This window comes from Rhizobium anhuiense bv. trifolii (genome assembly GCF_024346605.1).
Lineage (GTDB): Bacteria > Pseudomonadota > Alphaproteobacteria > Rhizobiales > Rhizobiaceae > Rhizobium > Rhizobium anhuiense.
Genome location: NZ_CP098803.1, coordinates 2,778,428 through 2,802,494, shown reverse-complemented (window position 1 = coordinate 2,802,494; position 24,067 = coordinate 2,778,428). Strand labels below are relative to the sequence as shown.

Sequence of the window (24,067 nt, the reverse complement as noted above, 5' to 3'; positions counted from 1 at the left end):
GTCAACAGGGTTTATGGACTTCGGGCGGCCGGTGTGCCGCTTAAAGGGCTTGACTAATCGGCTTCTTGTGCAAGAATATTGATAAATGAATATTTATGCACATGAGGAATCCATGAATACGATAGAACTCGAGCGGGTCGCTCGCGAGATTCGATTGCGCGATCTCCAGGCGGTCTTTGAAGCGGGCGCCGGCCATATTGGCGGGGAAATGTCGGTCATCGACATTTTGACAGCCCTCTATTTTCGTGTGCTGAATGTTTGGCCCGATCAGCCGAAGCACCCCGACCGCGACAGGTTCGTTCTTTCGAAGGGGCATACTGCATGCGCTCTGTATGTGACGCTCGCAAAACGCGGCTTCATTCCGGAGGACGAGATATCCACCTTTCTGCAGCCGCATTCGAGGCTGAACGGACATCCAAATTGCAACAAGGTTCCTGGCGTCGAAACGAATACCGGGCCGCTCGGCCACGGTCTTCCTGTCGCAATAGGAATGGCGAAAGCCGCCAAGCTCTCGGGCGCGAAATATCACACCTACGTCGTCACCGGCGATGGTGAGATGCAGGAGGGCTCCAACTGGGAGGCGATCATGGCGGCCGCGCAGTTCAAGCTCGATAACTTGACGCTGGTCATCGACCACAACAGGTTCCAGCAGGGCGCCGCACTGGCGGAAACCAATGATCTCGCGCCGCTTCGACCGAAGCTTGAAGCTTTCGATTGGGAAGTCACCGAGATCGACGGCAACAATATGAGCGAAGTCGTTTCGGCCCTCGAACACCGGGGATCGAGACCGCATTGCATCGTGGCCCATACCAACAAGGGGCATGGAATCTCGTTCATGCAGGACCGGGTCGACTGGCACCACAAGGTGCCAAACAAGGAACAATACGAAATCGCATTGGCAGAATTGTCGGAGGCATTGTAATGAACGCGCCAATACACGCACCCAAGCTCTACGATTGCCGCGACGCATTCGCCTCTACGCTTGAGCGGCTGGCAGCCGAAAACGAAACGATCGTCGCCGTCTGCAACGACTCCGTCGGTTCCTCCAAGCTCGGCGGCTTCAAGGCGAAGTTTGGGGAGCGCCTCGTCAATGTCGGTATCGCCGAGCAGAACATGGTCGGAGTTGGAGCAGGCCTCGCCAACGGCGGACGCCTTCCGTTCGTCTGCGCCGCCGCTCCGTTTCTAACGGGACGGTCGCTGGAGCAAATCAAGGCCGATATTTCGTATTCGAACGCCAACGTCAAACTGGTCGGCATTTCTTCCGGGATGGCGTATGGCGAACTCGGCCCGACCCATCACTCGATCGAAGACTTCGCCTGGACGCGGGTTCTGCCTAATCTTCCGGTCATTGCGCCTTGTGACCGCATCGAAACAGCTGCTGCGGTGGAGTGGGCCGCGGCCTATAACGGCCCCTGTTTCCTGCGCCTGTCTCGCGTCGGTGTGCCGGATCTGCTCCCGGAGGGTCACAAGTTCGAACTTGGCAAGGCAAACCTCCTTCGCCAGGGTTCCGACGTCACCCTTATCGCAAACGGTACTTTGACCCATCGAATTCTGAAGGCTGCCGAAATCCTCGCAGAACGCGGAATCAACGCCAGGGTGCTCAACCTTGCAACGGTTCGTCCGATCGACGAGGACGCCATCATCGCTGCGGCGAAGGAAACCGGAGCGATCGTCACAGCCGAAGAGCATTCGATTTTTGGCGGTCTCGGGTCCGCGGTAGCAGAAGTGGTGGTCGACAATGCTCCGGTTCCGATGAAACGTCTCGGCGTTCCCGGCGTCTACGCTCCAACCGGTTCGGCGGAGTTTCTGCTCGACGAATTCGGGATGGCGCCGTCCGCGATCGCCGACGCCGCGCAGTCGCTGATCAGGCGCAAGTAACTGGGATCACGTGATCGGCCGGGACGCTTATTTGTCGTCCCGGCTGCCGTCCGATCCGAGGAGGATAGAATGCGGGCAATTCTGGCAATCGACCAGGGCACCACCAATTCGAAGGCAGTTGTCGTTTCCGAAAAGGGAGAAATTGTCGGCAGAGGTTCGGCTCCAGTCGGCATCGCCTATCCGAAGCCGGGCTGGGTCGAACAAGACCCACGCCGGCTCTACGCATCCGTCTGCGAGGCGATCGACGCCTGCCTGAAGGCCGCTCCCGACGTGGTTATCGAGGCCGTGGCGATTTCCAATCAGCGCGAGTCGGTCACGGCCTGGGACGCCGAAACGGGAGAACCACTTGGACCGGTGGTGAGCTGGCAGTGCCGTCGAACGGTACAGGATTGCGAACGTCTCATTGCCGAAGGCCACCTTGATTGCGTGCAGGCGCTCACAGGCCTGCCACTGGATCCGATGTTCCCGGGTTCGAAATTCCGATGGCTGCTCGACCGTATGCCGGCCGGGCGATCGGTGCGGCTGGGAACGATCGACAGTTGGCTCGTCCACTGCCTGACGGGTGGTCGCCGGCATGTCTGCGATGCTTCCAATGCCGCCAGGAGCCAGTTGTTCGATCTCCAGGAGCAGAGATGGAGCGAGGAACTGGGCGAGATTTTCGGCGTCGATATCGCACTCCTCCCCGAGGTGCTCGACAGCTCCGCCGAATTCGGCAGGACGCAAGGATTGCCAGGCGTGCCGGATGGAACGCCCATAATGGCCGCGATCGGAGACAGCCATGCTGCGCTGTTCGGTCATGGCGCATTCAAGCCGGGTGATGGCAAGGTAACCTTTGGAACCGGCTCTTCGGTGATGACGACGCTTGCGCGATTTATTCCCCCACGCAACGGCGTCACAACGACCGTGGCATGGCGTATCAAGGGAAAGCCGACGTTCGCTTTCGAAGGCAATATTCTCGTTTGCGCTGCCAGTCTCCCCTGGATGGCAGGCATTCTCGGCCTTTCGGACGTGGCGGCCCTTGTCGAACTTGCGGCAAGCGCCGAACCGGGCGGACCGGGTTTCGTGCCAGCATTCGTGGGATTGGGCGCGCCCTATTGGAACTCCGACGCCCGTGCCCTGTTCTCCCAGATCAATTTCAATACGACACGTGCGCAAATGGCGCGGTCGGTAACCGATTCGATCGCCTTCCAGGTGCACGACGTCATCGCAGCCATGCGAGCGCAAAGTGGCGGCGAGCTCGGGGCCCTCTATGTCGATGGCGGACCGAGCCAGAACCGCTTCCTGATGCAGTGTGTCTCGAACCTCATCGAACATCCCTTGATCCAATGCGAAGCACCCGAGGCGTCGGCTTTGGGAGCTGCATATCTCGCGGGTCTCTCACTTGGCTTGTGGAGCGATCTCCCAGTTATCGCAGAGCTGCCCCGCAGCTCACAGATCATTGACCCGGAACCCTTGGATCGAGCGGTGCTTCTGGATAGCTGGAATGATGCACTTGCCCGCTCGACGTCACGCATTACAACGGCTAATGATGAATAAAAATTCACTCCAGGATTAGCGATGACTCGCCTCAATGAACTCCGCCTCATCTCAAGGGTCGCCCAGATGTACCACTTGGAGGGACGGCGACAGGCGGAGATCGCACAGCACCTTCGCCTGTCGCAGGCGACGGTGTCGCGCATGCTCAAGCGCGCCGAGGCTGAAGATATTGTGCGAACCAGCGTGACGCCCCCCGCTGGCACTTACAGTGAGCTCGAGGGCGCTCTTCGCGAGAAATATGATTTGCCGGAGGCGATCGTCGTCGAGTGCACGGAAGATCGGGACGGAGCCATCATGGCCCGTATCGGAGAGGCAGCGGCTCATCTCCTGGAGGTGACGCTTGCGCCAGGGGAGATCATCGGCGTTTCGAGTTGGAGCCAGACCATCTCCAAGATGGTCGAGAACATTCATCCCCTGAAGAGCGCTCAGGCGAAGTACGTCGTCCAGACCCTTGGAGGCATGGGCGATCCTTCAGTGCAGACGCATGCGACGCAGCTTACCACGCGGCTTGCGCGGCTGACTGGCGCCGAACCGAAACTGCTCCCTGTGCAGGGCGTTACGACGTCCAGAGAGGCAAAGCTTCTTATGCAGGCCGACCCGTTCGTCCGCGAGACGATGGATCTGTTCGGCAGCATAACGCTTGCGATCGTCGGAATCGGGGCAGTCGAACCTTCCGAACTTCTCGCACGGTCCGGCAACATCTTTTCGTCTCGCGAACTGTCCGATCTCGCGGAAGCGGGAGCCGTCGGCGACATCTCGCTTCGCTTCTTCGATAGAAACGGCAAGCCGGTCAAGACACCCCTTGATGATCGGGTCATAGGGCTTCCACTTGAGGATCTCGAACGGGTGGACCGGGTCATTGCACTTGCCGGCGGGACCAAAAAGACGGACGCTATCGCCGGTGCGCTCCGCGTGGGCGTCATCGACATGCTTGTTACGGACAAGTTTACCGCGCAGCGATTGATCGACTGACAGGGCGGAGAGAAGCGCAGCGCCTAGTCGAGGTCGTGGATGGCGACCAGCATGATCATACCTTTGGTGCGGGCCAGACGGTGCCCGGATATCAACCCTTCCTCCCTCATTCCTGTGCTCGTCACAGGAATCCAGCCACAGCGCGTCGGCGCCGTGAATGACTCCCTACAGCAAGTGCGTTTTCCGCGCCCAGGGACTTGGGCGTACTGGATTCCTGTGACGAGCACAGGAATGCGGGCGGGTGGGGTGCGTACTACCCCTATTTTTCACCCACCGGTGACACTCATATGCCGGGCCACGGCCGGGCGGTTATGCGTGCGGTCGATGATGAAGTCGTGGCCTTTGGGTTTGCGGGTGATGGCCTCGTCGATGGCGGCGTGGAGGAGGGCGTCGTCTTCGGTGGCGCGCAGGGCTGCGCGCAGATCGGCGGCGTCGTTCTGGCCGAGGCACATATAGAGCGTACCGGTGCAGGTGAGGCGCACACGGTTGCAGCTCTCGCAGAAATTATGGGTCATCGGCGTGATGAAGCCGAGGCGGCCGCCGGTTTCTTCGACCCGGACATAACGCGCCGGGCCGCCGGTCTGGTAGTCGATGTCGGCAAGGGTGAACTGCTCCTCGAGATCGGCGCGCAGTTTCGAGAGCGGCAGGTACTGGTCGGTGCGGTCTTCTTCGATCTCGCCCATCGGCATGGTTTCGATGACGGTCAAATCCATGCCGCGGCCGTGGGCGAAGCGCAGAAGCTCCGGCATCTCGGCATCGTTGAAATCCTTCAGCGCCACGGCGTTGAGTTTGATCTTCAGCCCTGCCTTTTGAGCTGCGTCGATGCCTTCCATGACTTTGGCGAAATCGCCCCAGCGGGTGATCTTGCGGAACTTGTCGGGATCGAGCGTATCGAGCGAGACGTTGATGCGGCGCACGCCGCAATCATAAAGCTCCTCGGCGTGGCGGGAAAGCTGCGAGCCGTTGGTCGTCAGCGTCAACTCGTCGAGGCCGGAGCCGATCTTCTGGCCGAGCTGGCGCACCAGATACATGATGTTCTTGCGCACCAGGGGCTCGCCGCCGGTCAGCCTGATCTTGCTGACACCCTTGGCGATGAAGGCGGAACAGAGCCGGTCGAGCTCTTCCAGCGTCAGGAGATCCTTCTTCGGCAGGAAGGTCATATTCTCAGCCATGCAATAGGTGCAGCGGAAATCGCAGCGGTCGGTGACGGAGACGCGGAGATAGGTGACCGCCCGCCCGAAGGGGTCGATCATAGGGTGCGCACCTGCCACCAGCGGCGATGCATTGCCTATCGTTCCAACTCTAGTGTTCACCTGTATCTCCGTACTCCAGTCAATGTGGGCATATGCTATTGTCGCGTCAAGGGAAACAGGTCGCGTGCGCATGCCAATTTCAGCTTGCGCTGAAAAAGATCAGCGCCTACTCCTCGCATGAGAAGAGGACAAAATGATGAGCGATATCTGGCCAACGGAACTCCGCGTCTCGAAAGACCGGCAGCGGCTGGTGGTGACCTTCAACGACGGTCAGAGTTTCGACCTGTCGGCAGAGCTCCTGCGCGTGCTGTCGCCCTCGGCCGAGGTTCAGGGCCACGGGCCGGGGCAGAAGGTGACGGTATCAGGCAAACGCAATGTCGCGATCATCTCGATGATGCCGACCGGCAATTACGCAGTCCGCATCGGCTTCGACGACATGCACGATACCGGCATCTACACCTGGACCTATCTGCGCGAACTCGGCGAACGGGGCGCTGAGCTGTTTTCGGCCTACGAGGACGAGCTGAAGGAAAAGGGCATGAACCGCGACACGGCCGAAAAGCCGCGCTGACGGGCGCCGTTATCACTCTCAATCCACGCATAATTCCAGCCATCGGGGGGCCATATGGCGAAGACGAACGGAAAGAACTGGCTGCGCGCCAAAGGGAGTGCTGCCGGCAGCAAGGTGACCTTCCTCGAACTGTTCTTCGACCTGGTCTTCGTCTTTTCGATCTCGCAGCTTTCGCATGCGCTCGCCGCCCACTACACGCCGCTCGGCGCCGCCGAGGCAGCGCTGATGACCTTCGCCGTCTGGTGGGTGTGGATCTTCACCGCCTGGGTGACGAACTGGCTCGATCCGGACAAGATGCCGGTGCGCGGCATGCTGGTGGCGCTGATGATGCTCGGTCTGCTGCTGTCTGCCTCGATTCCCGAGGCCTTCGGCGACAAGGGGCTGTTGTTTGCCGGCGCCTATGTGACCATGCAGGTCGGGCGCTCGCTGTTCACGACCTATGCGATGACGCGCGTCGATCGCGCCAACACATTGAATTTCGTCCGCATCACCACCTGGCTGGTGGTTGCCGGGGTCTTCTGGATCGCCGGCGGGCTGCTTGAGCACGAGGCCCGGCTGATCGCCTGGGTGATCGCGCTTACGATCGAATATATCGGACCGGCCGCGGGCTTTGCCGTGCCGGGGCTCGGCCGCTCAACGGCGCGGGATTGGGACGTTTCCGGTGCGCATATGGCCGAGCGCTGCGCGCTCTTCGTCATCATCTGCCTCGGCGAAGCGATCCTCGTTTCCGGACGCACCTTTTCGGAGCTGCCGTTTTCGGGGCTGACCAGGATTGTCTTCGTCACCGCCTTCATCGGCACGGTCGCCATGTGGTGGCTGTATTTCCGCTTCGGCCACGGCCGCGCCGCCCACCGCATCGAACATGAAGAGACGCCGGGCAGCTTGGCGCGGCAGGCCTTCACCTATGGGCATATTCCGATCCTTGCCGGCATCATCGTCCATGCGGTGGCCGTCGAGTTCATGTTCTCGCATCCGCATGAAACCGGCGATCTCGGCATCGCCGCGGCGGTGCTCGGCGGCTCCGGCCTGTTCCTGATCGGCAATCTCTGGTTCAAGGGCGCGACCAGCGGGCAGTTGCCGCTGTCGCATCTGGCCGGGCTGGTGCTTGTGATCCTGCTTGCCTTCGCAGCCCCCTTCATCGAGGTCTATTTGCTGGGCATTCTGGCGACGCTGGTGCTGATCATCGTTGCTGCCTGGGAGTACCGCTCGCTGGCCGGCACGACGGCAGCACCGACGCTGCATTGATCATCAAGCGCTCGCATCGAACTTGGTTCATGCGAGGCGCTTTAGGTCTTGGTTTTATGCATGTCGTCTTCACAAAACCGCTGCACACTTTTGGGCGACATGCATTCGTCTAATCGTCGTCGCGCAACTCCTTGAGCAGCATGGCGATGATACGCTCCATCGAGGTGGCGGTCGCCATGCATTGCTCGATCGGCTCTTCCGAGAGCGTGCGCTCGATGAGATCGGTCTGGATCGCCATCGCTGCCTCAGTCAGCTTCCGGCCCTCCGGCGTCAAATGAAGGCGCAGCACGCGCTTGTCGCGCTCGTCGCCGCGTCGTTCGATCAGCCGGCGGTGTTCCATCTGCGGCAGCAGCATGCTCATGTTCGAGCGGCCGACCAGCAGCTTGCGCGCCAGCTCCTGCTGCGAGATTCCTTCGAAACGATAGATGTTGACCAGGATATCGAGGTGCGGCGGCTTGATGTCGAGATCGGCAAGCGAGCGGGACAGCGTTTGCTGCATCAGCTGACAGGCACGCGCCACCGCGATCCAGCTGCGAAAACGCGGATGATCCCAGGGAAGGGATTGATTTTTGTTCATCGTTGTACTTTATTGTTCAGTGTTGAACAGTCTTTTGGAATCTCACTATGGCAAACTTTGCGCTTGACGTCACCCGCCTCGCGTTTTCGGCCCTTCAGGCAGTTTCGGCTGACCTGGCAGGCAGAGCGGCATTCCAGCTGTTCTGCCGGACGCCATCGCCAATCCCGAAGGGAGCCAAGGCGAAGATGGCGCATGCAGCGGGAGCGGCCCGGCTTGCCGGCGCCGAACACTTCACCCTCAAGCTTGCAGGCGGGCGAGGGGCGCATGCCTATCGGCTGAACGGCGGGGCGAGGGGCAAGCGCAAACGCTATCTGGTGACGCATGGCTGGGGATCGAGCGCCGCCTATATGGCAGAGCTCGTCTCGATGCTTGCGGCATCAGGCGCCGAGGTCGTGGCGCTCGATTTTCCCGGCCATGGCCGTTCGGGCGGACGGTTCCTGCATATGGGGCTGGCGGTCGAGACGATCGCGGCGGCGGAGGCGCGTTTCGGCGCCTTCGATGCGGCAATCGGTCATTCCTTCGGCGGTGCGGCGCTGATGGTGTCGGCGGCAGGCTTGCTGCCTGGCGTGGCGCCTCTAGCCGGCGAGCGCCTGGCGCTGATCGGCGCGCCCAGCGAAATGGGCTGGTTGTTTACCGATTTCGGCGGGATGATCGGCCTTCGCCCGGCAGCGCAGGCGGCGCTGGGGAATGAGGTTTACCGTGTCACCGGACGGAGACTGGAGGATTTCGACGCCGGGGAGGCGGCCGGCGCGATCGGCCGGCCGGTGCTCGTCATCCATGCCGAGGATGACAAGGAGGTGTCGTCGATCCATGCCAGGCGCTATGGCGCGGCCGGAAAGAGCGTCCGGCTTTACTGGGCGAACGGCTTCGGTCACCGGCGCATCATCGGCGCCGCGCCGGTTCTTGCGGCGATCGCGGCGTTTCTCGATGGCGATCGGGACGTGGGTGATGCGGCGGACGAAAGCATCAAAAAAGATGCAGAGATCATTCCGTTTTTTGAGCTTCCGGCAAGGCGCGCGGCATTGTAGCGTCCGTCCTGATATCAAGCCGCGGCGGGACGCCTCATGAAAATCATCAGCAGCATCGAAGAGCTCAACACGATCTATGGCGCCGGGCTTTCGCCGGCCTCGGTCAGCAAGGTGACGAAGCAATTGACCCCGCTTTATCGGGAGATGATCGAGATCTCACCTTTCGCGGCGCTTGCGACAGTCGGCCCCGAGGGTCTCGACTGTTCGCCGCGCGGCGATCTCGGTGGCGTCGTGCGCGTCGTCGACGACGAGACGCTGCATTTGCCGGACTGGCGCGGCAACAACCGCGTCGATTCACTTTCCAACATCGTGCGCGATCCACGTCTGGCGTTGATGTTCCTGATTCCCGGCTCCAATACGACGATGCGCATCAACGGCCGCGGTGTCGTCTCCGACGATGGGACGCTGCTTTCGAGCTTCGAAATGGACGGCAAACACCCGCGCACCGTCGTGGTGATTTCGATCGACGAGGTCTATTTCCAATGCGCGCGCGCCGTGATGCGGGCCGAGCTCTGGAATGGAGAGCACTTCGCCGATCCGGCGAAGCTGCCGACGCCCGGGCAGATGCTGAAGGCGGCGGTCGGCGATTTCGATCAGGAAACCTACGACCGGGAATGGCCGGGGCGGGCGGCGAAGACGATGTGGTAAAGCCGCCCTCACCTTATGGTGACAGCGTGCACACGGTGCGGAATTCCCGTCAGGTCTTGTAGATCAGCCAGCTCTTGGTGAAATCCTTCTGCATGCCGTCCTGATAGAGGATGGTGCAGTTGCGGCCGGCATTCTTGGCGCCGTAAAGCGCGATGTCGGTCTTGCTGTAGAGTTCGCCGGCATCGTCGGCGCTTGAGGCCATGCAGATGCCGATCGAGACGGTGACCGGACCGTAATTCACCCGCGTGCGGGAATTCTTGAAGGGCGTCGTCTCCAGGGTGCGGCGAATGCGCTCGGCGATTGCGATGACTTCCTCGGGCGTGTTGCCGTCGATGATGAGGGCGAATTCCTCGCCGCCGGTGCGGGCGACGAAGATGTCGCGGCGGACATTACTGCGGATGACGGAGGCGACGGTGGCGAGCACCTTGTCACCGACCGGATGGCCGTAGGTGTCGTTGATCTTCTTGAAATTGTCGATGTCGCAGAGCAACAGCGCCGTCACCGGCCGCATGCCCGGATTGTCGAAGACGGCGGCGAGGCGGTCGTCGAAGGCGCGGCGGTTGGAAAGGCGCGTCAACGAGTCGGTGTTGGCGATGCGCTTGTATTCGTCGAGTTCCTTGCGGACCTGGTCCATTTCCTGCGAGCGCTGGACGACATCCTCAACGGTGCGTTCGCCATGCGCCATGGTGTCGCCGGTCGCCTGGCTGAGGAGATCGATGGCGTTTTCGATCAGTTCGACGCTGGCATTGCTCTTGGACGTGATGCGCTTGTGGGTCTCGCCGAGCAGCCTGGTATAGCTTTCGAGCGAGTTCTGCTCCTGCCTGAGGATGCGCAACAGCCCGTCGAGTTCGCCAGCAAGACGCGTATGAGCGTCGTCGAAGATGCGGGCGGGACTGTGGGTGAAATGCTGCGCGCCGAGCGCATCGAGTTCGGCCTGGGTCACCTGGCTGCCGAGCGCAGCAAGTTCGCGGGTGAGCGCCGGGTTGGACCCGATATAGGCCTCATAGAAGAGTTCGTAATTGCGCGGTATCGGCGCAACGCCCATGGAGCGCATGGCATAGGTGATTTGACCCGCAACATCGGGAACCGGCACCTTGGGCGCGACAGCCGTATTCATCCGGCGAACTCCTCATATATTCAAAGGCAATATTCTGTTTGTTAGCTTAAATTTCTTGGGAAAAGATTAAAGCGATATATACCAAAGATTACATACGACAAATGCCCGATGGGTCAATACTTCGATCAGGCCTATGATTCTCCACGGAAAAACGTATCTTCGGCGGGACAATGCATACCCGCTTTGCGGGAGCGGTGTCTAAAAAACTTACAGTTCTTCTTTGCGTGGAATCGTATTCATCTTGTCGACAGTTGGTTTTGGCCGTTTCGTATTTTGGTCCCGGCATTTCGGGGCGACATTTTCTGGCAGTGGACGCGATTGCAACGCGCAGACCGGGACGTGAGATCATGGAATCGCGCCCTCATGTTTCTTTCGCAATTCTGACCTTCACCGCCGTCGCGGCTGGCGCCCTGCTGCTGGAGCACACCGGCTTCTTCGACGGTGCTTTCCGCAGGGAAATACTGGCAAGGGTCGATGCCGGGGATGTGGTCAGTATCAGCGAGGCGGTGACGGCGCCGAACATCAGGGCATCGAATAAGGCGTCGGCACGATAAAGCAGGCTGCAACGCAGCCCGCCCGGTCACCCCAAATTGAGTTCCTGGAAAAAGTCGTTGCCCTTGTCGTCGATGACGATGAAGGCGGGGAAGTCTTCGACTTCAATCTTCCAGACCGCTTCCATGCCGAGTTCGGGATATTCGAAGACTTCGACCTTGCGGATACAGTCCTGGGCAAGACGGGCGGCGGGGCCGCCGATCGAGCCCAGGTAGAATCCGCCGTGTTTCTTGCAGGCCTCGCGCACGGCGCGCGACCGGTTGCCCTTGGCGAGCATCACCATCGAGCCGCCGAAGGACTGGAACTGGTCGACGTAACTATCCATCCGGCCGGCCGTCGTCGGGCCGAAGGAGCCGGAGGCGTAGCCGGCAGGCGTCTTGGCCGGGCCGGCATAATAGACGGGGTGGTTCTTCAGGTAATCGGGCATGCCTTCGCCCTTTTCCAGCCGTTCGCGGATCTTGGCATGGGCAAGATCGCGGGCAACGATGATGGTGCCGGTCAAGGACAGGCGCGTCTTGACGGGATGCCGGGAGAGTTCGGCAAGCACCTCGGCCATCGGCCGGTTGAGATCGATACGCACCGTCGATTCCGACAGTTTCGCCTCGTCGATCTCGGGCATGTATTTCGACGGATCGCTTTCCAACTGCTCGATGAAGATGCCGTCGCGGGTGATGCGACCCTTGGCCTGGCGGTCGGCGGAACAGGAGACACCGAGCCCGATCGGCAGCGACGCGCCGTGGCGGGGCAGGCGGATGACACGCACGTCGTGACAGAAATACTTGCCGCCGAACTGGGCGCCGACGCCCATCTGCTGCGTCAGCTTATGGATTTCCTTCTCCATCTCGATGTCGCGGAAGGCATGGCCGCTCTCGGAACCTTCGGTCGGCAGCGCGTCGAGATAGCGGGTGGAGGCGAGCTTGACGGTTTTCAGGTTCATCTCGGCCGAGGTGCCGCCGATGACGATCGCCAGATGGTAGGGGGGACAGGCTGCCGTCCCTAACGTCAGGATCTTCTCCTTAAGGAAGTCGATCATCCGGTCATGCGTCAGCAGCGAGGGCGTGCCCTGGTAGAGAAAGGTCTTGTTGGCCGAGCCGCCGCCCTTGGCGACAAAGAGGAATTCATAGGCGTCGGTGCCTTCCTCATAAATGTCGATCTGGGCCGGGAGGTTATTCCTGGTATTCTTCTCCTCGAACATCTTGATGGGCGCGAGCTGCGAATATCGCAGGTTCTTCTTCTCGTAGGCATCCATGACACCGCGGGCCAACGCTGCACTATCCTCGCCCTCGGTCCAGACCCTGCGGCCCTTCTTGCCCATAATGATCGCCGTGCCGGTATCCTGGCACATAGGCAGCACGCCGCCGGCGGCGATATTGGCATTCTTCAGCAGATCGTAGGCGACAAAACGATCATTGTCCGTCGCTTCCGGGTCATCGAGAATCGCGGCGAGCTGCTTCAGGTGGCCGGGGCGCAGCAGGTGGTTGATATCTGCAAAGGCGGTTTCGGCCAGCAGGCGGATGCCTTCCGGCTCGACGGTCAGAATCTCCTGGCCCTTGAACGTATCGACCGAGACATGGTCGCCGCTGATCTTGCGGTAGGGGGTGGCATCCTTGCCGAGCGGGAAGAGATCGTCAGCCATCGAAGTGACCTTTCTGGTAGGGCGTCGCTAAATTGGAACCGGTCTAAATCCGCTGCAGGGCAAATGCAATCGGGATACGGTCGCAGCCCCGCCGGTCGAGGCCATGGTCGCATATGTTTTCACTGCCGGCGCGTAACGAGGTGAAATAGCGAGAAAGGCACGAGCTTCCGTTAGAGACGACTCAAAGTTGCCTTCGGTTCGCAGCCAGTCCATATTCCCGGCCGCGTTAACTTGCTGGAGCTTCCGATGACGAATGCAAAGCCAACTGCTAACGACGACCTCCGCATTTTCTTCGAGCACGACTGGATCCGAGGTGACTTGCTCCCCAATGACAGCGATCCCGAGGGATCGACGCTTTATCTTCGCTTTTTCGACGGTGTGCGCGTCGACGCGAAACATGGGCTCGCCCAGGAAACGATCATAAGAGGGGACTATGGAACCTTCACCGTGCGGCCGGACGGCCACTTCGAGTACGAGCTGGATTTTACGCTCGACGTGGTGAAGAACCTGCGGGCGCACGAACAACTGATCGAAGAAATCCGCTACAAGATCTCCGATGGCGCAGGCGGCACGGATGTCGGGGTTCTGACGCTCGCGATAGACGGCGTCAATGAAGAGGACAAATATCACGAAGTCCTGGATTTCGACGATATGGGCGTCACATCAAGGGCAGATAATTTCTTCCTCCCTGACTATCGGGGCTTTGCGCTCTCTGTGAACGGCAGTCATGAACTGACGCTTCTGAACGGTTATGTCTATGATACCATCCCGGGCGTCGACGCCATCACCGAGGATGGTTTCAGCGACACCGTTCTAGCCCCGGGTTCGGCGCCCGTCGTCTTGAAAATGCTCGATGGCGGCGAGTTCACCTTTCAGAGCGTTTCCATCGCCGAATTGTCGGCATCGCCCTTTCACCTGACGCTCACCGCGCTGAACGACGGCTTGATCGTCTATCAGCAAGAGCTTGAGGTCACCGGCCCCAATCTCGAGGTCAATCTCGAAGACATCGAAGAAATCCGTTTCGACTTCATGGGCAATTCTGTCGTGATGGACAATTTTTCGCTGTTGGTTTGACGTTTCCCAGGTTTGCCGTGAGTTGCTCCCCCGGCAGGGCAGGCATGCGAATGCGGGGATTTGTCCGCGTTGGCAGGAGATTTTCGGACGGCGCTCCACGCATCCTCACTCATTCTTGTGACATCGCTCGGGCAAAGCCCGAGGAAGGGAATGAGTGAGGGGAGCGGACAGGCCTACTCAACCGTCCTACTTCGGCCCAATCATCGTTTCCGGCCGCACGATCGCGTCATACTCCTCCGATGTCACCAAGCCGCTCGCAAGTGCCTCTTCCTTCAGCGTCGTGCCGTTCTTGTGCGCGGTCTTGGCGATCTTGGCCGCCGCGTCGTAGCCAATCTTCGGGGCGAGTGCGGTCACCAGCATCAGCGAGCGTTCGAGGCCGGCCTTGATATTGTCCTCGCGCGCCTCGATGCCGACGACACAATTGTCGGTGAAGGAGACGGCGGCGTCGGCGAGCAATTGCACCGACTGCAGGAAATTATAGGCCATCATCGGATTGTAGACGTTGAGCTCGAAATGGCCCTGGCTGTCGGCGAAGGTCAGCGCCGCGTTGTTGCCGAAGATATGAATGCAGACCTGGGTCAGCGCCTCGCACTGGGTCGGATTGACCTTGCCGGGCATGATCGAGGAACCGGGCTCGTTTTCCGGCAGTGCCAGCTCGCCAAGGCCGGCGCGCGGGCCGGAACCGAGCAGGCGGATGTCGTTGGCGATCTTGAAGAGAGCGGCAGCCGCCGCATTGATGGCGCCATGGGAAAAGACCATGCTGTCATGCGAGGCGAGCGCCTCGAATTTGTTCGGCGCGGTGACGAAGGGCATGCCTGTGATGGCGGCGATCTCTTCGGCGACCTTTTCGGCAAAACCCATCGGTGCATTGAGGCCGGTACCAACGGCAGTACCGCCCTGGGCCAGTTCGCAGAGGCCGGGCAGGGTCATTTCGATGCGCTTGATGGCGGAGCCGACCTGGGCGGCGTAACCCGAAAACTCCTGGCCGAGCGTCAGCGGCGTCGCGTCCTGGGTGTGGGTGCGTCCGATCTTGATGATGTGGCTGAATTCGGTGACCTTCATGTCGAGGGCGGCATGAAGGTGCTTGAGGGAGGGTAGCAGCTGGTGCGCAATCCGTTCGGCGCAGGCAATGTGCATCGCCGTCGGATAGGTGTCGTTCGACGACTGGCTCATATTGACGTGATCGTTCGGATGCACCGGCTTCTTGGAACCCATGACGCCGCCAAGCATTTCTATTGCGCGATTGGAGATCACTTCATTGGCATTCATATTGGACTGCGTGCCCGAACCGGTCTGCCAGACCACCAGCGGAAAATGCTCGTCGAGCTTGCCGTCGATCACTTCCTGGGCAGCATCGACAATGGCTTGGCCGAGAGCAGGATCGAGCTGGCCGAGCGCCATGTTGGCGCGGGCGGCCGCCTGCTTGACGATGCCGAGCGCCCGCACGATCGACAGCGGCTGCTTTTCCCAGCCGATCTTGAAATTGCCGAGCGAACGCTCGGCCTGGGCGCCCCAATATCGGTCGGCGGCGACCTCGATCGGGCCAAAAGTATCGGTTTCGGTGCGGGTTGCGGTCATCGGCCTTGCCTTCCCTTTACATGCTGTTTTCGGGCATCTTCGAAAGATGAGGTCTTATAGGTTGGAAAGTCCGACAAGAAAACCGGATGCCGTGCGAAATATTGAAGATGACAGTCATGTTTGCGCGGGCTTTTCGGCGTGCCTTTTAGGCCACTTCGGAAATTTTATGCGTCCGGGCGTTTTTGCCCCACTGGTCTGTGGCCGAAAATTCGGTAAAAAATTAACTAATAATTTCATAATTTTGTGTGAACTGCTGCGCGGCGCCGTGCAGGACCTCCGTCACACAAAATTGAGTCCGCCGGCGCTGGCGGCGCAGGCCGGTTTCTGATCAATGAGGCCTACGCTGCTTGAGTTTCGCGGGATTTGATCTGAGAACAGCATGACCGGGACTGGAAGATATATGACGTTCGTTTTGAAAAGCGCGGCATCCGCATTGGCAATTTCCTGCGGCATAGCAGTGATGAGTGCCGCACCCGCGCATGCTTACACACTGATGGACATGCTGCGCGGCGACAGGCAGCGGAGCCAGAGCACCATCTTCATGGATCAGGCGCCCGGCCGACCGGTGCCGCGCGGCGCCGTCGGGGGCTCGCTCGGCGGGCTCGACCCGGAAGCGCCGCTGCCGAAGGTGAGCGGTCCGCGTTATTATACTTATAAAACCGAGACGCTGCAGTTCGTCGATACCGGCAAGTTCGCCGATCCCGTCGTCACCGGCGCGGTCGCCGATGTTTCGGCAAGCGGCGATGCCGGCGCCGAACCTGCGGTGCAGCGGCGTTTCCTGGCGCAGGCCAAGGTGCGCGCCAATGCCGACGTCGCAAAGGCGCTCGAAGCCTATTATGGCGACAGCCGCAATCCGCTCGTCTGGGTCGAAGGCAACCAGATCAACGACCGCGCGAAGGCGGCGATGACGGCACTTGCCGATGCGGCTTCCGTCGGTCTCGACCCTGCCGACTACGCCGTCCAGACGCCGGCGATCGACCCGGCCAATCCCGATCCCGCCTTCCGCGACCGGGCGCTGACGCAGTTCGAGCTAGAACTCTCCGCCAAGGTCCTTGCCTTCGTGCAGGACACGGAGCGCGGCCGCATCGATCCAAACAAGATCTCCGGCTATCACGACTTCCAGCGCAAGGTCGTTAACCTGACGCCGGTGCTGAAGCTTGCCCGCATGAGCCCCGATGTCGGTGCCTATATCGCCAACCGCTCTCCCGACAGTCCGCAGTTCCAGGCGTTGAAGACGGAGCTTGCAAAGCTTCGCGCCGCTGACGGCGGCAACGAGGAACAGATCGTCGTTTCGCTCGACAAGCTGCTGAGACCCGGCGACAGCTCGCCCGAGATCGCCAATATCGTCAAGGCGATCGGCAAGCACGGTTCCGAGACGCTGAGGACGGATCACGCGGCAACGCTTGCTGCTTACGCAGGCGGCATCGACTATTCGCCTGACATCGTTGCGCTGGTCGAGGATTTCCAGAAGGAGCGCGGCTTGAAGGCCGATGGCGTCATCGGCCAGGCGACGGTGCGCGCCATGACCGGCGGCGACACCAATGCCTCGAAGATCGACAAGCTGGTCGTCGCCATGGAGCAGGCGCGCTGGCTGCCGGAGGATCTCGGTTCCCGCTACGTCATGATCAACCAGCCGGCCTACATGGCCTACTACCACAATGACGGCAAGGAACAGCTGTCGATGCGCGTGGTGGTCGGCGGCAAGAACAACCAGACCTATTTCTTCGATGACGAGATCGAGACGGTGGAGTTCAACCCGTTCTGGGGCGTGCCGCAATCGATCATCATCAATGAGATGCTGCCGAAGCTGCGCTCGGATCCGAACTATCTCGACCAGCTCGGCTATGAGGTCGAGGTGAACGGCCATGCCGTCGCCTCATCCAGCGTCGACTGGTACGGCTCGACCGACAACGTCTCGGTGCGCCAGCCGCCGAGCAGCGACAATGCGCTCGGCGAACTGAAGATCCTGTTCCCGAACAGCCACGCGATCTACATGCACGACACGCCGTCGAAGAGCTTCTTCAAGCGCGATATGCGGGCTCTCAGCCACGGTTGCGTGCGCCTTGCCAATCCGCGTGCGATGGCGGCCGCCGTGCTCGGCACGACGGTTGACGACGTCGCCAAGCAGATCGCCAGTGGGCAGAACCATGCTGTGCGCGTGCCGCAGAGGATCCCGGTCTACGTCTCCTACTTCACCGCCTGGCCGAACAAGGACGGTGTGGTGGAATATTTTGACGACGTCTACGGCCGCGACGCCTATGTCGACAAGGCCTTCGACGCGACGACCAAGGCGCGTGGGGCGCAGATTTGACCTAGGTTTCTATCGGTATTTTGGCGGGCGGTCTTCGGGCCGCCCGTTTTGTTTTGGCGGTGAGCACGGAAACAAAGTCAAAGTAGAGAGGGCGTGCCGTGTTGCACTCCCCTCTGGAGGAATGGCGGAGGCGAGCGATCGCCTCAGACCGCAACCTTCGCCGCGAAATCGCGGATCAGCATCTCGACCAGTTCCGTCGTCAGCTCATCGAAATGGGTGATGATGTGGTCCGGTCCCAGCGTGTTCACCGGCACGTCGGAATAACCGAACGGCACGGCAATCGACGGAACGCCAGCGTTTCCGGCGACGGCGATGTCGTTGACGCTATCGCCGATCATCACGGCGCGGGCGATGTCGCCGCCGGCGCGGTCGATGGTGCCGGTGAGGTGGCGGGCGTCGGGTTTGCGGTATTCGAAGGTGTCGCCGCCGGTGATGGCGTCGAAATATCGGGTGAGCTCAAGCTTGTCGAGGAGACCGAGCGCCAGGCTTTCCATCTTGTTGGTGCAGACGGCGAGTCGGTAACCCTGTGATTTGAGCCGGTCCATGGCGGCGACCAGGCCGGGATAGGGCTGGGTACGGCCGGGCATGTTGCCGGCATAATGGACGACGAAGCGCTCGACCAGCGGCGGCAGGGCCTCGCTTTCAAGCGGATGGCCGCGCAGCCGGCAGGCGCGCTCGATCATCACGCGCGCGCCCTGACCGACGAGGTGGGTGAGATCGTCATAGCTGACCGGTTCGAGGTCGAGGGCTGCGATCGTATGGTTCAGGCTCTCGACCAGGTCCACGTGGGTGTCGAGAAGCGTGCCGTCGAGATCGAAGACGACGAGCGCCGGGCGAGGGGGGGCAGGGGTCAAGGGCATGTCTCTTTGAGGGATGGATCGTCCTGAAATACAAAGGATCGTCCCGGGGAGCGACGGGGTCGCCCCGGGAACGACAGCTCGTACCTGGGGTAGGCGATCGCGCGGCGGAAAGCAACGTCCAGCAATGGTCGGGAGGGCCGCAGGCATCTGTTTCGGCTTTTCATTTTCCGTGATGATTTTGACTTTCGTTTGCCAGGCGAGCCGTGTAAACAGCACATCCAACGCAATAATCGGAGCTGGCGGCGCATGGATGCCCGCGAAATGAAGATCAAGGCCGCCGAGGCCGCACTCGCTCATGTCGAAAGCGGGATGCGTCTCGGGATCGGCACCGGCAGCACGGCGGAGGAATTCGTTCGGCTGCTGGCAGAGAAGGTCGCTGGCGGCTTCAAAGTCGAAGGCGTTCCGACGTCGGAAAGGACCGCGCGGCTTTGCGTCGAACTCGGCGTACCGCTGAAGTCGCTTGACGAACTGCCGGCACTCGACCTGACGATCGATGGCGCCGACGAGGTCGATGCGGGGCTGAGACTGATCAAGGGCGGCGGCGGCGCGCTGCTGCGTGAAAAGATCGTCGCGGCCGCCTCCGAGCGAATGATCGTCATTGCCGACGAGAGCAAGCTGGTCGAGACGCTCGGCGCCTTCGCGCTGCCGATCGAGGTCAATCCGTTTGGGCTCGTCTCGACGCGGATCGCAATTGAGAAGGTCGCGGCCCGGCTTGGCCTTTCTGGTGAACTTAATCTGCGCCAGTCCGGTGACGGAGAGTTTACCACCGATGGCGGCCATCACATCATCGATGCATCTTTTGGCCGCATTCCTGATGCAGAGGCGCTTTCGAGCGAGCTGAATTCCATACCCGGCGTCGTTGAACACGGGCTCTTTATCAATATGGCGGCACTTGCGATCATTGCCGGTCCTGCGGGTGTGCGCACACTGCAGGCAAACAGATAACAGGAGCATATACTCATGATGAACATTGCAGGTCTTGGCCGTTTCGCCGCTGCGACCGTCGTTCTTTCCGGGCTTGCCTTCGGCTCTGCCGTCAAGGCGCAGGAGGTCTCCGAGGAGCAGCTGAAGGCGTCTCGCGCCGCGATCGACGCCATCGGCGCCACTGCCCAGTTCGACAACATCCTGCCTGGTCTCGCCGAGCGCCTGAAGGCCGGGCTGATCCAGGATTCGCCGAACTACCAGGACGTTATTTCCTCGACGGTCGACGCGCAGGCGCTGAAGCTGGCGCCGCGCCGTGGTGATCTGGAGAAGGAAGCAGCACTCACCTATGCCAAGACCTTTACCGTCGACGAGCTGAAGGCGATCGCCGATTTCTATAATTCCGACGTCGGCAAGAAGCTGCTGCGCGACGGCCCTGTCGCCTCGCGCGAGACGGCGAAGGCTGCCGACATCTGGGCGCAGGGCATTTCCCGCGATCTGGAAAAGCAGAGCAACGCCGAGCTTTCCAAGGTCATCAAGGCGCCGCCGCCGGCAACCGACAGCCCGGCCGCTCCGGCTCCCGCACCGGCAGCCCAGCAGTAAAGCCTGTCCCACCAAACTTGCGAAAGCCCGGCATCGTCCGGGCTTTTTTGTTATGATGCGGCAAATGCCGCCGGCGAGGTTTCAGGTGACTGCAGATGTCCGATCATGACAAGGCTGTCCGAGTGCGGATATCCGGCAAGGTCCAGGGTGTCGGTTTTCGCATGTGGACGCGCGATGAGGCGGTGCTCCTCGGTCTGACCGGCTGGGTACGCAATGAACAGGACGGGACCGTCGTCGCGTTGATCGCGGGACCGGATATCGCCATCGCGACAATGATCGAACGTCTCAGGCGGGGACCCGCGGGAGCGTCGGTTTCAGGCGTCGAAACGGAAGCAGCTAAACTCGAGACGACGCTGGCGGATTTCCGGATCACCCGCTGACAACGGCGATATCTGAAGAATACTTCCTGGCCGCTCAGCCCCAAGCATCCGAGTTCTTTGCCAGTTGCCACACACCCGTCTCATCCGGTTCCACGCGCTTGTTGCCGCGATAGAAGATCGGCAGCCCTGTTTTCTTGTCCATCGCGAACCGGCTTGGCGTAAATTTCTCATTCTCGTGGCCCTGGGTGGCGAGCCCGAGCGCTTCCTTGAATTTGCCGGCCTTGCACAGGTTGGCGAAGAGAGTCTGATCCATCTTTTGCTCCGGCATGCTTTCTATATCCCGTGGATTGCCTGCCAGCCCGAGGCGGCCGGGTCAACCGTAAACCGTGGCCGGGTCAACCGCAAACGGTGACGGGGTCAACCGCAAACGGTGACGGGATCAACCGTAACGGTGACCGGATTGACCATTTGCCGCGAAGATTCGGCGATGGGAACGGGATGACGCAGGAGCGGGCTTTTGTTTTCGTGACGATCGCCCCTATATCAGGAACATCCTTCCTGCGATTCCCTCCCGGAGCTCCTCATGTCTTCCTACGACTACGACCTTTTCGTCATCGGCGGCGGTTCCGGAGGCGTGCGCGGCGCGCGTGTCGCTGCCTCGCTCGGCAAGAAAGTGGCGATCGCCGAGGAATACCGCTATGGCGGCACCTGCGTCATCCGCGGCTGCGTGCCGAAGAAGCTTTTCGTCTATGCCTCGCAGTTCCACGAGCATTTCGAGGATGCGGCGGGCTTCGGCTGGACGGTCGGCGAGAGCAGCTTCGACTGGAAGAAGCTGGTGGCGGCCAAGGATGTCGAAATCGCCCGGTTGGAAGGTCTCTACAAGAAGGGGCTCGCCGGCGCCAATGCCGAGATCCTGGAAACGCGCGCCGAACTCGTCGATGCCCATACGGTGCGGCTGCTGAAGACTGGACAGACGGTGACCGCAAAGACGATCGTGATTGCCACCGGCGGACGGCCGAACCCGCATGCGGCCCTTCCCGGTCACGAGCTCTGCATCTCCTCCAACGAGGCCTTTCATCTCGAAGAACTGCCGAAATCGATCGTGATCGCTGGCGGCGGCTATATCGCCGTCGAATTCGCCAATATCTTCCATGGGCTTGGCGTCGAGACGACGCTGATCTATCGCGGCGCCGAGATCCTGTCGCGCTTCGACGAGGATCTGAGACGCGGGCTGCACGAGGCAATGGTCGCCAAGGGCATCCGTATCCTCTGCCACGACATGCTGCAGAAGGTTTCGAAGGGTGAGGACGGCGGCCTCATTCTGGAGACACTGAACAGCGGCACGCTGCAGGCCGGCGTCGTCATGTTGGCGCTCGGGCGCGATCCGAATACGGAAGGCCTCGGTCTGGAGGCGGCCGGTGTCGCCGTCGACGAACGCGGCGCCGTTATCGTCGATGAATATTCCCGCACCAATGTCGAAAACATCTATGCGCTCGGTGATGTCACCAATCGGGTACAGCTGACGCCGGTGGCGATCCACGAGGCGATGTGCTTCATCGAAACCGAATACAAGAACAATCCGACCCGGCCGGACTACGAGCTGATCCCGACCGCCGTCTTCTCACAGCCGGAGATCGGCACCGTCGGTCTTTCGGAAGAGGAGGCGGGCAAACGTTATGGCGAACTCGAAGTCTATCGCGCGCAGTTCCGGCCGCTGAAGGCCACACTGTCCGGCCGGGCCGAGCGGATGATCATGAAGCTGATCGTCGATGCGGCGAGCCGCAAGGTCGTCGGCGCTCATATCCTCGGCCACGATGCCGGCGAAATGGCACAGTTGCTCGGCATCACGCTGAAGGCTGGCTGCACCAAGGACGATTTCGACCGGACGATGGCTCTGCATCCGACGGCCGCCGAAGAGCTCGTCACCATGTATGCGCCGAGCTATCGGATCCGCGACGGCAAGCGGCTTTAGGCCGCGAGGGGCCTTAGCCCTGCATGTCGTCGACCCGGAGCCAAGGCACACTTCCGGGCGGCATGGATTAGCTGGTGATGCGGGGAGCGCGGATGACCTTGAGGAAGAGCGCTTTCATCGCATCGGCGATACCTTGGGTCGGCGTCACCTCGAAATAGAGGCCGGGCGAGGCACATGCCTGCATCTTCGTCGGAATCTCGCTCTGGAAGGGACTGATCCATTTGTTGTACCAGTCGTTGGTCGGCAGCGGCAAATAGGTGGTGTAGAGCACGGCGATCTTGACGCCGCGATCCTTCAGCGGTTTGCAGAAGGAGGTGTCGATCGGTTCCTGACAGCGGCCGCCGGTGGTCTTCTTGGTGCATGTCGACGGCTTGTAGCTGTCGCCGACGCCATCGGAAACGAAGAAGAGGATCTTTTCAGGGCTGATATTCGACGTGCCGTCACCGGCCGGATCGATGATGGTATTCATCTGCGTCAGGGCGCTGTCGAAGCTGGTGAGCTGGTCCTGGTTGTAGTTCTGGTAGGGAATGGTCATCAGGTCGACGGCGTCGGTGTAATTCTTCACCTTCGTCAGATCGGAGGTTGGGCTGGAGATCGTCGTCAGCTTGGCGTCCTCAGCCTTGGTGCCGAATGTATAGACGCCCATGCGGAATTGGTCGCTGCTGACGCGTTCGGTCTTGGCCGTATCGGTCAGCGCCTGGGTTGCCTGGCGCACGACGTCGATGCGCATGGCGACGCCGAGGCTCTTGGCGATGGTGTAGTTGTTGGTGCTCTGGTCCATCTGATGGCAGGCGAAGGCGCAGCCTGTTTTAGCCTGCAGCTTGGAAACATCGGTCGCGGTGGCGCCGACGCCCATGGACGGCGTGTTGTCGAGCAGGATGTAGAAATCCATGAAAGCGGCGGTTTGATATTCCGCCGTCGCGGCGCCCGAGATCGTGATCGAGTCCCGACCGAGGATGCGCATGAAGGTGGTGGGCACGGTCGCGCTGAAGGAAACCTTCGAATTCAGCTTGTTGGCGGTCTTGGTGACGTCGATGCCGAGATCGACGTGAACGTCGGTCAGCTCCCCGGACATCTGGGACATGAAGATGTTGCGGGCATCGTCCTTGCCGAGCGAGATCGTGCCGTTGCCGCTCATCGTCATGGCGGCGGCGACCGCGCCGGATTTTTCGGCGATCGAACCGACGGCGGCGGCGTCGGCGGCGGCGAAAAGCTGTGTCCTCAGGCTGAGCGCGTGGGCGAAATCAACCGCCATGCCGGCAGCACCGAAGAGCGGCACCGCCAGCAGCGCCGTCATGATGCCGAAATTGCCCGAGCGGTCCGATATGAAACCGGACGGAAGGATCGCCATGCCATTTCCTCGATGTTGAAACTCTCACCGGTTCTACATGGAAAGTCTAAAATATGGGGAAATC

The 24,067-nt window shown here is 60.9% G+C and carries 24 protein-coding genes; 16 read left to right on the top strand and 8 right to left on the bottom strand.

The genetic code is table 11. The annotated features are described in order from the left end of the window. The first annotated feature begins 112 nt into the window (after nt 1-112). From NE851_RS22520 to NE851_RS22505, 4 genes are all read left to right on the top strand, one after another. Nucleotides 113-922, top strand: coding sequence for a transketolase (locus NE851_RS22520; protein WP_047611614.1), 810 nt, complete (start codon nt 113-115; stop codon nt 920-922). Then, a complete protein-coding gene (locus NE851_RS22515) occupies nt 922-1,878 on the top strand; it encodes a transketolase family protein (protein ID WP_047610117.1) in 957 nt (318 codons plus the stop codon). The genes NE851_RS22520 and NE851_RS22515 overlap by 1 nt, the downstream gene beginning before the upstream one ends. 69 nt (nt 1,879-1,947) lie before the next feature. Then, nucleotides 1,948-3,414, top strand: a complete 1,467-nt coding sequence (locus tag NE851_RS22510) for an FGGY family carbohydrate kinase (RefSeq protein ID WP_254957865.1) — start codon at nt 1,948-1,950, stop codon at nt 3,412-3,414. Between the two features lie 21 nt (nt 3,415-3,435). After that, nucleotides 3,436-4,386, top strand: coding sequence for a sugar-binding transcriptional regulator (locus NE851_RS22505; RefSeq protein WP_047610113.1), 951 nt, complete (start codon nt 3,436-3,438; stop codon nt 4,384-4,386). A gap of 266 nt (nt 4,387-4,652) precedes the next feature. On the opposite strand, the gene moaA is transcribed toward NE851_RS22505, so the two are convergent. After that, on the bottom strand, nt 4,653-5,699 hold the full coding sequence (moaA, locus tag NE851_RS22500; RefSeq protein ID WP_183845006.1) for a GTP 3',8-cyclase MoaA: 1,047 nt from the start codon (nt 5,697-5,699) through the stop codon (nt 4,653-4,655). 136 nt (nt 5,700-5,835) lie between these two features. Between moaA and NE851_RS22495 the strand changes: the two genes are divergently transcribed. Together NE851_RS22495 and NE851_RS22490 are read left to right on the top strand one after the other, a co-directional pair. After that, entirely contained in the window at nt 5,836-6,210 is a 375-nt protein-coding gene (locus NE851_RS22495; protein WP_047611612.1) for a gamma-butyrobetaine hydroxylase family protein, read from the top strand. Between the two features lie 54 nt (nt 6,211-6,264). Continuing rightward, nucleotides 6,265-7,455, top strand: a complete 1,191-nt coding sequence (locus NE851_RS22490) for a low temperature requirement protein A (RefSeq protein WP_254957860.1) — start codon at nt 6,265-6,267, stop codon at nt 7,453-7,455. A gap of 109 nt (nt 7,456-7,564) precedes the next feature. Here the strand turns inward: NE851_RS22490 and NE851_RS22485 are convergent, their stop codons facing one another. Beyond that, nucleotides 7,565-8,032 carry a MarR family winged helix-turn-helix transcriptional regulator gene (locus tag NE851_RS22485; RefSeq protein ID WP_028759204.1) on the bottom strand — a complete coding sequence of 156 codons (468 nt, stop codon included), beginning with the start codon at nt 8,030-8,032 and terminating at the stop codon, nt 7,565-7,567. A gap of 47 nt (nt 8,033-8,079) precedes the next feature. Between NE851_RS22485 and NE851_RS22480 the strand changes: the two genes are divergently transcribed. Then, nucleotides 8,080-9,060, top strand: a complete 981-nt coding sequence (locus NE851_RS22480; protein WP_254957857.1) for an alpha/beta hydrolase — start codon at nt 8,080-8,082, stop codon at nt 9,058-9,060. A 36-nt stretch (nt 9,061-9,096) separates the two neighbouring features. Beyond that, the gene (locus NE851_RS22475; protein ID WP_097594337.1) at nt 9,097-9,708 is read left to right on the top strand and encodes a pyridoxamine 5'-phosphate oxidase family protein; all 612 of its coding nucleotides are present in this window, start codon (nt 9,097-9,099) and stop codon (nt 9,706-9,708) included. A 49-nt stretch (nt 9,709-9,757) separates the two neighbouring features. Here the strand turns inward: NE851_RS22475 and NE851_RS22470 are convergent, their stop codons facing one another. Further along, nucleotides 9,758-10,825, bottom strand: coding sequence for a GGDEF domain-containing protein (locus tag NE851_RS22470; protein ID WP_063475007.1), 1,068 nt, complete (start codon nt 10,823-10,825; stop codon nt 9,758-9,760). 347 nt (nt 10,826-11,172) lie between these two features. Here NE851_RS22470 and NE851_RS22465 point away from each other — a divergent pair, with 347 nt between their 5' ends. Next, complete coding sequence (locus NE851_RS22465; protein ID WP_254962442.1) at nt 11,173-11,379, top strand: hypothetical protein; 207 nt, start codon at nt 11,173-11,175, stop codon at nt 11,377-11,379. A gap of 26 nt (nt 11,380-11,405) precedes the next feature. Here NE851_RS22465 and NE851_RS22460 read toward each other — a convergent pair whose 3' ends face one another. Then, entirely contained in the window at nt 11,406-13,013 is a 1,608-nt protein-coding gene (locus NE851_RS22460; protein WP_097622377.1) for a fumarate hydratase, read from the bottom strand. 246 nt (nt 13,014-13,259) lie between these two features. Between NE851_RS22460 and NE851_RS22455 the strand changes: the two genes are divergently transcribed. Next, nucleotides 13,260-14,087: an Ig-like domain-containing protein gene (locus NE851_RS22455; protein ID WP_028758852.1), complete on the top strand. Its 828-nt coding sequence runs from the start codon at nt 13,260-13,262 to the stop codon at nt 14,085-14,087. 186 nt (nt 14,088-14,273) lie between these two features. Here the strand turns inward: NE851_RS22455 and fumC are convergent, their stop codons facing one another. Continuing rightward, nucleotides 14,274-15,665 (bottom strand): class II fumarate hydratase, encoded by a 1,392-nt coding sequence (gene fumC, locus NE851_RS22450; RefSeq protein WP_254957846.1) that lies wholly within the window; start codon nt 15,663-15,665, stop codon nt 14,274-14,276. 91 nt (nt 15,666-15,756) lie between these two features. Between fumC and NE851_RS22445 the strand changes: the two genes are divergently transcribed. Beyond that, a complete protein-coding gene (locus tag NE851_RS22445) occupies nt 15,757-15,993 on the top strand; it encodes a hypothetical protein (RefSeq protein ID WP_179867829.1) in 237 nt (78 codons plus the stop codon). A 72-nt stretch (nt 15,994-16,065) separates the two neighbouring features. Next, a complete protein-coding gene (locus tag NE851_RS22440) occupies nt 16,066-17,976 on the top strand; it encodes a L,D-transpeptidase family protein (RefSeq protein ID WP_254957843.1) in 1,911 nt (636 codons plus the stop codon). Nucleotides 17,977-18,119: 143 nt separating this feature from the next. On the opposite strand, the gene NE851_RS22435 is transcribed toward NE851_RS22440, so the two are convergent. Next, entirely contained in the window at nt 18,120-18,836 is a 717-nt protein-coding gene (locus NE851_RS22435) for an HAD family hydrolase (RefSeq protein WP_254957841.1), read from the bottom strand. Between the two features lie 246 nt (nt 18,837-19,082). Between NE851_RS22435 and rpiA the strand changes: the two genes are divergently transcribed. The 3 genes from rpiA (at nt 19,083) to NE851_RS22420 (ending at nt 20,740) form a co-directional block, all read left to right on the top strand. After that, a complete protein-coding gene (rpiA, locus tag NE851_RS22430) occupies nt 19,083-19,781 on the top strand; it encodes a ribose-5-phosphate isomerase RpiA (protein ID WP_028758547.1) in 699 nt (232 codons plus the stop codon). A gap of 15 nt (nt 19,782-19,796) precedes the next feature. Continuing rightward, complete coding sequence (locus tag NE851_RS22425; protein WP_028758548.1) at nt 19,797-20,360, top strand: DUF2059 domain-containing protein; 564 nt, start codon at nt 19,797-19,799, stop codon at nt 20,358-20,360. A 95-nt stretch (nt 20,361-20,455) separates the two neighbouring features. Then, nucleotides 20,456-20,740, top strand: coding sequence for an acylphosphatase (locus NE851_RS22420; RefSeq protein ID WP_028758549.1), 285 nt, complete (start codon nt 20,456-20,458; stop codon nt 20,738-20,740). A gap of 34 nt (nt 20,741-20,774) precedes the next feature. Here NE851_RS22420 and NE851_RS22415 read toward each other — a convergent pair whose 3' ends face one another. Continuing rightward, a complete protein-coding gene (locus tag NE851_RS22415; protein WP_047611608.1) occupies nt 20,775-20,993 on the bottom strand; it encodes a hypothetical protein in 219 nt (72 codons plus the stop codon). A gap of 270 nt (nt 20,994-21,263) precedes the next feature. On the opposite strand from NE851_RS22415, the gene gor reads away from it, so the two are divergent. Next, nucleotides 21,264-22,652, top strand: a complete 1,389-nt coding sequence (gene gor, locus NE851_RS22410; RefSeq protein ID WP_132571955.1) for a glutathione-disulfide reductase — start codon at nt 21,264-21,266, stop codon at nt 22,650-22,652. Between the two features lie 67 nt (nt 22,653-22,719). Here gor and NE851_RS22405 read toward each other — a convergent pair whose 3' ends face one another. After that, nucleotides 22,720-24,003, bottom strand: a complete 1,284-nt coding sequence (locus NE851_RS22405) for a pilus assembly protein TadG-related protein (RefSeq protein ID WP_063475001.1) — start codon at nt 24,001-24,003, stop codon at nt 22,720-22,722. Nucleotides 24,004-24,067: the final 64 nt, after the last annotated feature.

Excerpts from the sequence above, each read along its gene's own strand:
- NE851_RS22485 (WP_028759204.1), bottom strand. The coding sequence starts at position 8,032 with ATGAACAAAAATCAATCCCTTCCCTGGGATCATCCGCGTTTTCGCAGC.
- NE851_RS22420 (WP_028758549.1), top strand. The coding sequence starts at position 20,456 with ATGTCCGATCATGACAAGGCTGTCCGAGTGCGGATATCCGGCAAGGTC.
- NE851_RS22520 (WP_047611614.1), top strand. The coding sequence starts at position 113 with ATGAATACGATAGAACTCGAGCGGGTCGCTCGCGAGATTCGATTGCGC.
- NE851_RS22440 (WP_254957843.1), top strand. The coding sequence starts at position 16,066 with ATGACGTTCGTTTTGAAAAGCGCGGCATCCGCATTGGCAATTTCCTGC.
- gor (WP_132571955.1), top strand. The coding sequence starts at position 21,264 with ATGTCTTCCTACGACTACGACCTTTTCGTCATCGGCGGCGGTTCCGGA.
- NE851_RS22515 (WP_047610117.1), top strand. The coding sequence starts at position 922 with ATGAACGCGCCAATACACGCACCCAAGCTCTACGATTGCCGCGACGCA.
- NE851_RS22435 (WP_254957841.1), bottom strand. The coding sequence starts at position 18,836 with ATGCCCTTGACCCCTGCCCCCCCTCGCCCGGCGCTCGTCGTCTTCGAT.
- NE851_RS22465 (WP_254962442.1), top strand. The coding sequence starts at position 11,173 with ATGGAATCGCGCCCTCATGTTTCTTTCGCAATTCTGACCTTCACCGCC.
- NE851_RS22415 (WP_047611608.1), bottom strand. The coding sequence starts at position 20,993 with ATGGATCAGACTCTCTTCGCCAACCTGTGCAAGGCCGGCAAATTCAAG.
- fumC (WP_254957846.1), bottom strand. The coding sequence starts at position 15,665 with ATGACCGCAACCCGCACCGAAACCGATACTTTTGGCCCGATCGAGGTC.
- NE851_RS22505 (WP_047610113.1), top strand. The coding sequence starts at position 3,436 with ATGACTCGCCTCAATGAACTCCGCCTCATCTCAAGGGTCGCCCAGATG.
- rpiA (WP_028758547.1), top strand. The coding sequence starts at position 19,083 with ATGGATGCCCGCGAAATGAAGATCAAGGCCGCCGAGGCCGCACTCGCT.
- NE851_RS22495 (WP_047611612.1), top strand. The coding sequence starts at position 5,836 with ATGAGCGATATCTGGCCAACGGAACTCCGCGTCTCGAAAGACCGGCAG.
- NE851_RS22425 (WP_028758548.1), top strand. The coding sequence starts at position 19,797 with ATGATGAACATTGCAGGTCTTGGCCGTTTCGCCGCTGCGACCGTCGTT.
- NE851_RS22510 (WP_254957865.1), top strand. The coding sequence starts at position 1,948 with ATGCGGGCAATTCTGGCAATCGACCAGGGCACCACCAATTCGAAGGCA.
- NE851_RS22475 (WP_097594337.1), top strand. The coding sequence starts at position 9,097 with ATGAAAATCATCAGCAGCATCGAAGAGCTCAACACGATCTATGGCGCC.
- NE851_RS22455 (WP_028758852.1), top strand. The coding sequence starts at position 13,260 with ATGACGAATGCAAAGCCAACTGCTAACGACGACCTCCGCATTTTCTTC.
- NE851_RS22470 (WP_063475007.1), bottom strand. The coding sequence starts at position 10,825 with ATGAATACGGCTGTCGCGCCCAAGGTGCCGGTTCCCGATGTTGCGGGT.
- NE851_RS22405 (WP_063475001.1), bottom strand. The coding sequence starts at position 24,003 with ATGGCGATCCTTCCGTCCGGTTTCATATCGGACCGCTCGGGCAATTTC.
- NE851_RS22480 (WP_254957857.1), top strand. The coding sequence starts at position 8,080 with ATGGCAAACTTTGCGCTTGACGTCACCCGCCTCGCGTTTTCGGCCCTT.
- NE851_RS22460 (WP_097622377.1), bottom strand. The coding sequence starts at position 13,013 with ATGGCTGACGATCTCTTCCCGCTCGGCAAGGATGCCACCCCCTACCGC.
- NE851_RS22490 (WP_254957860.1), top strand. The coding sequence starts at position 6,265 with ATGGCGAAGACGAACGGAAAGAACTGGCTGCGCGCCAAAGGGAGTGCT.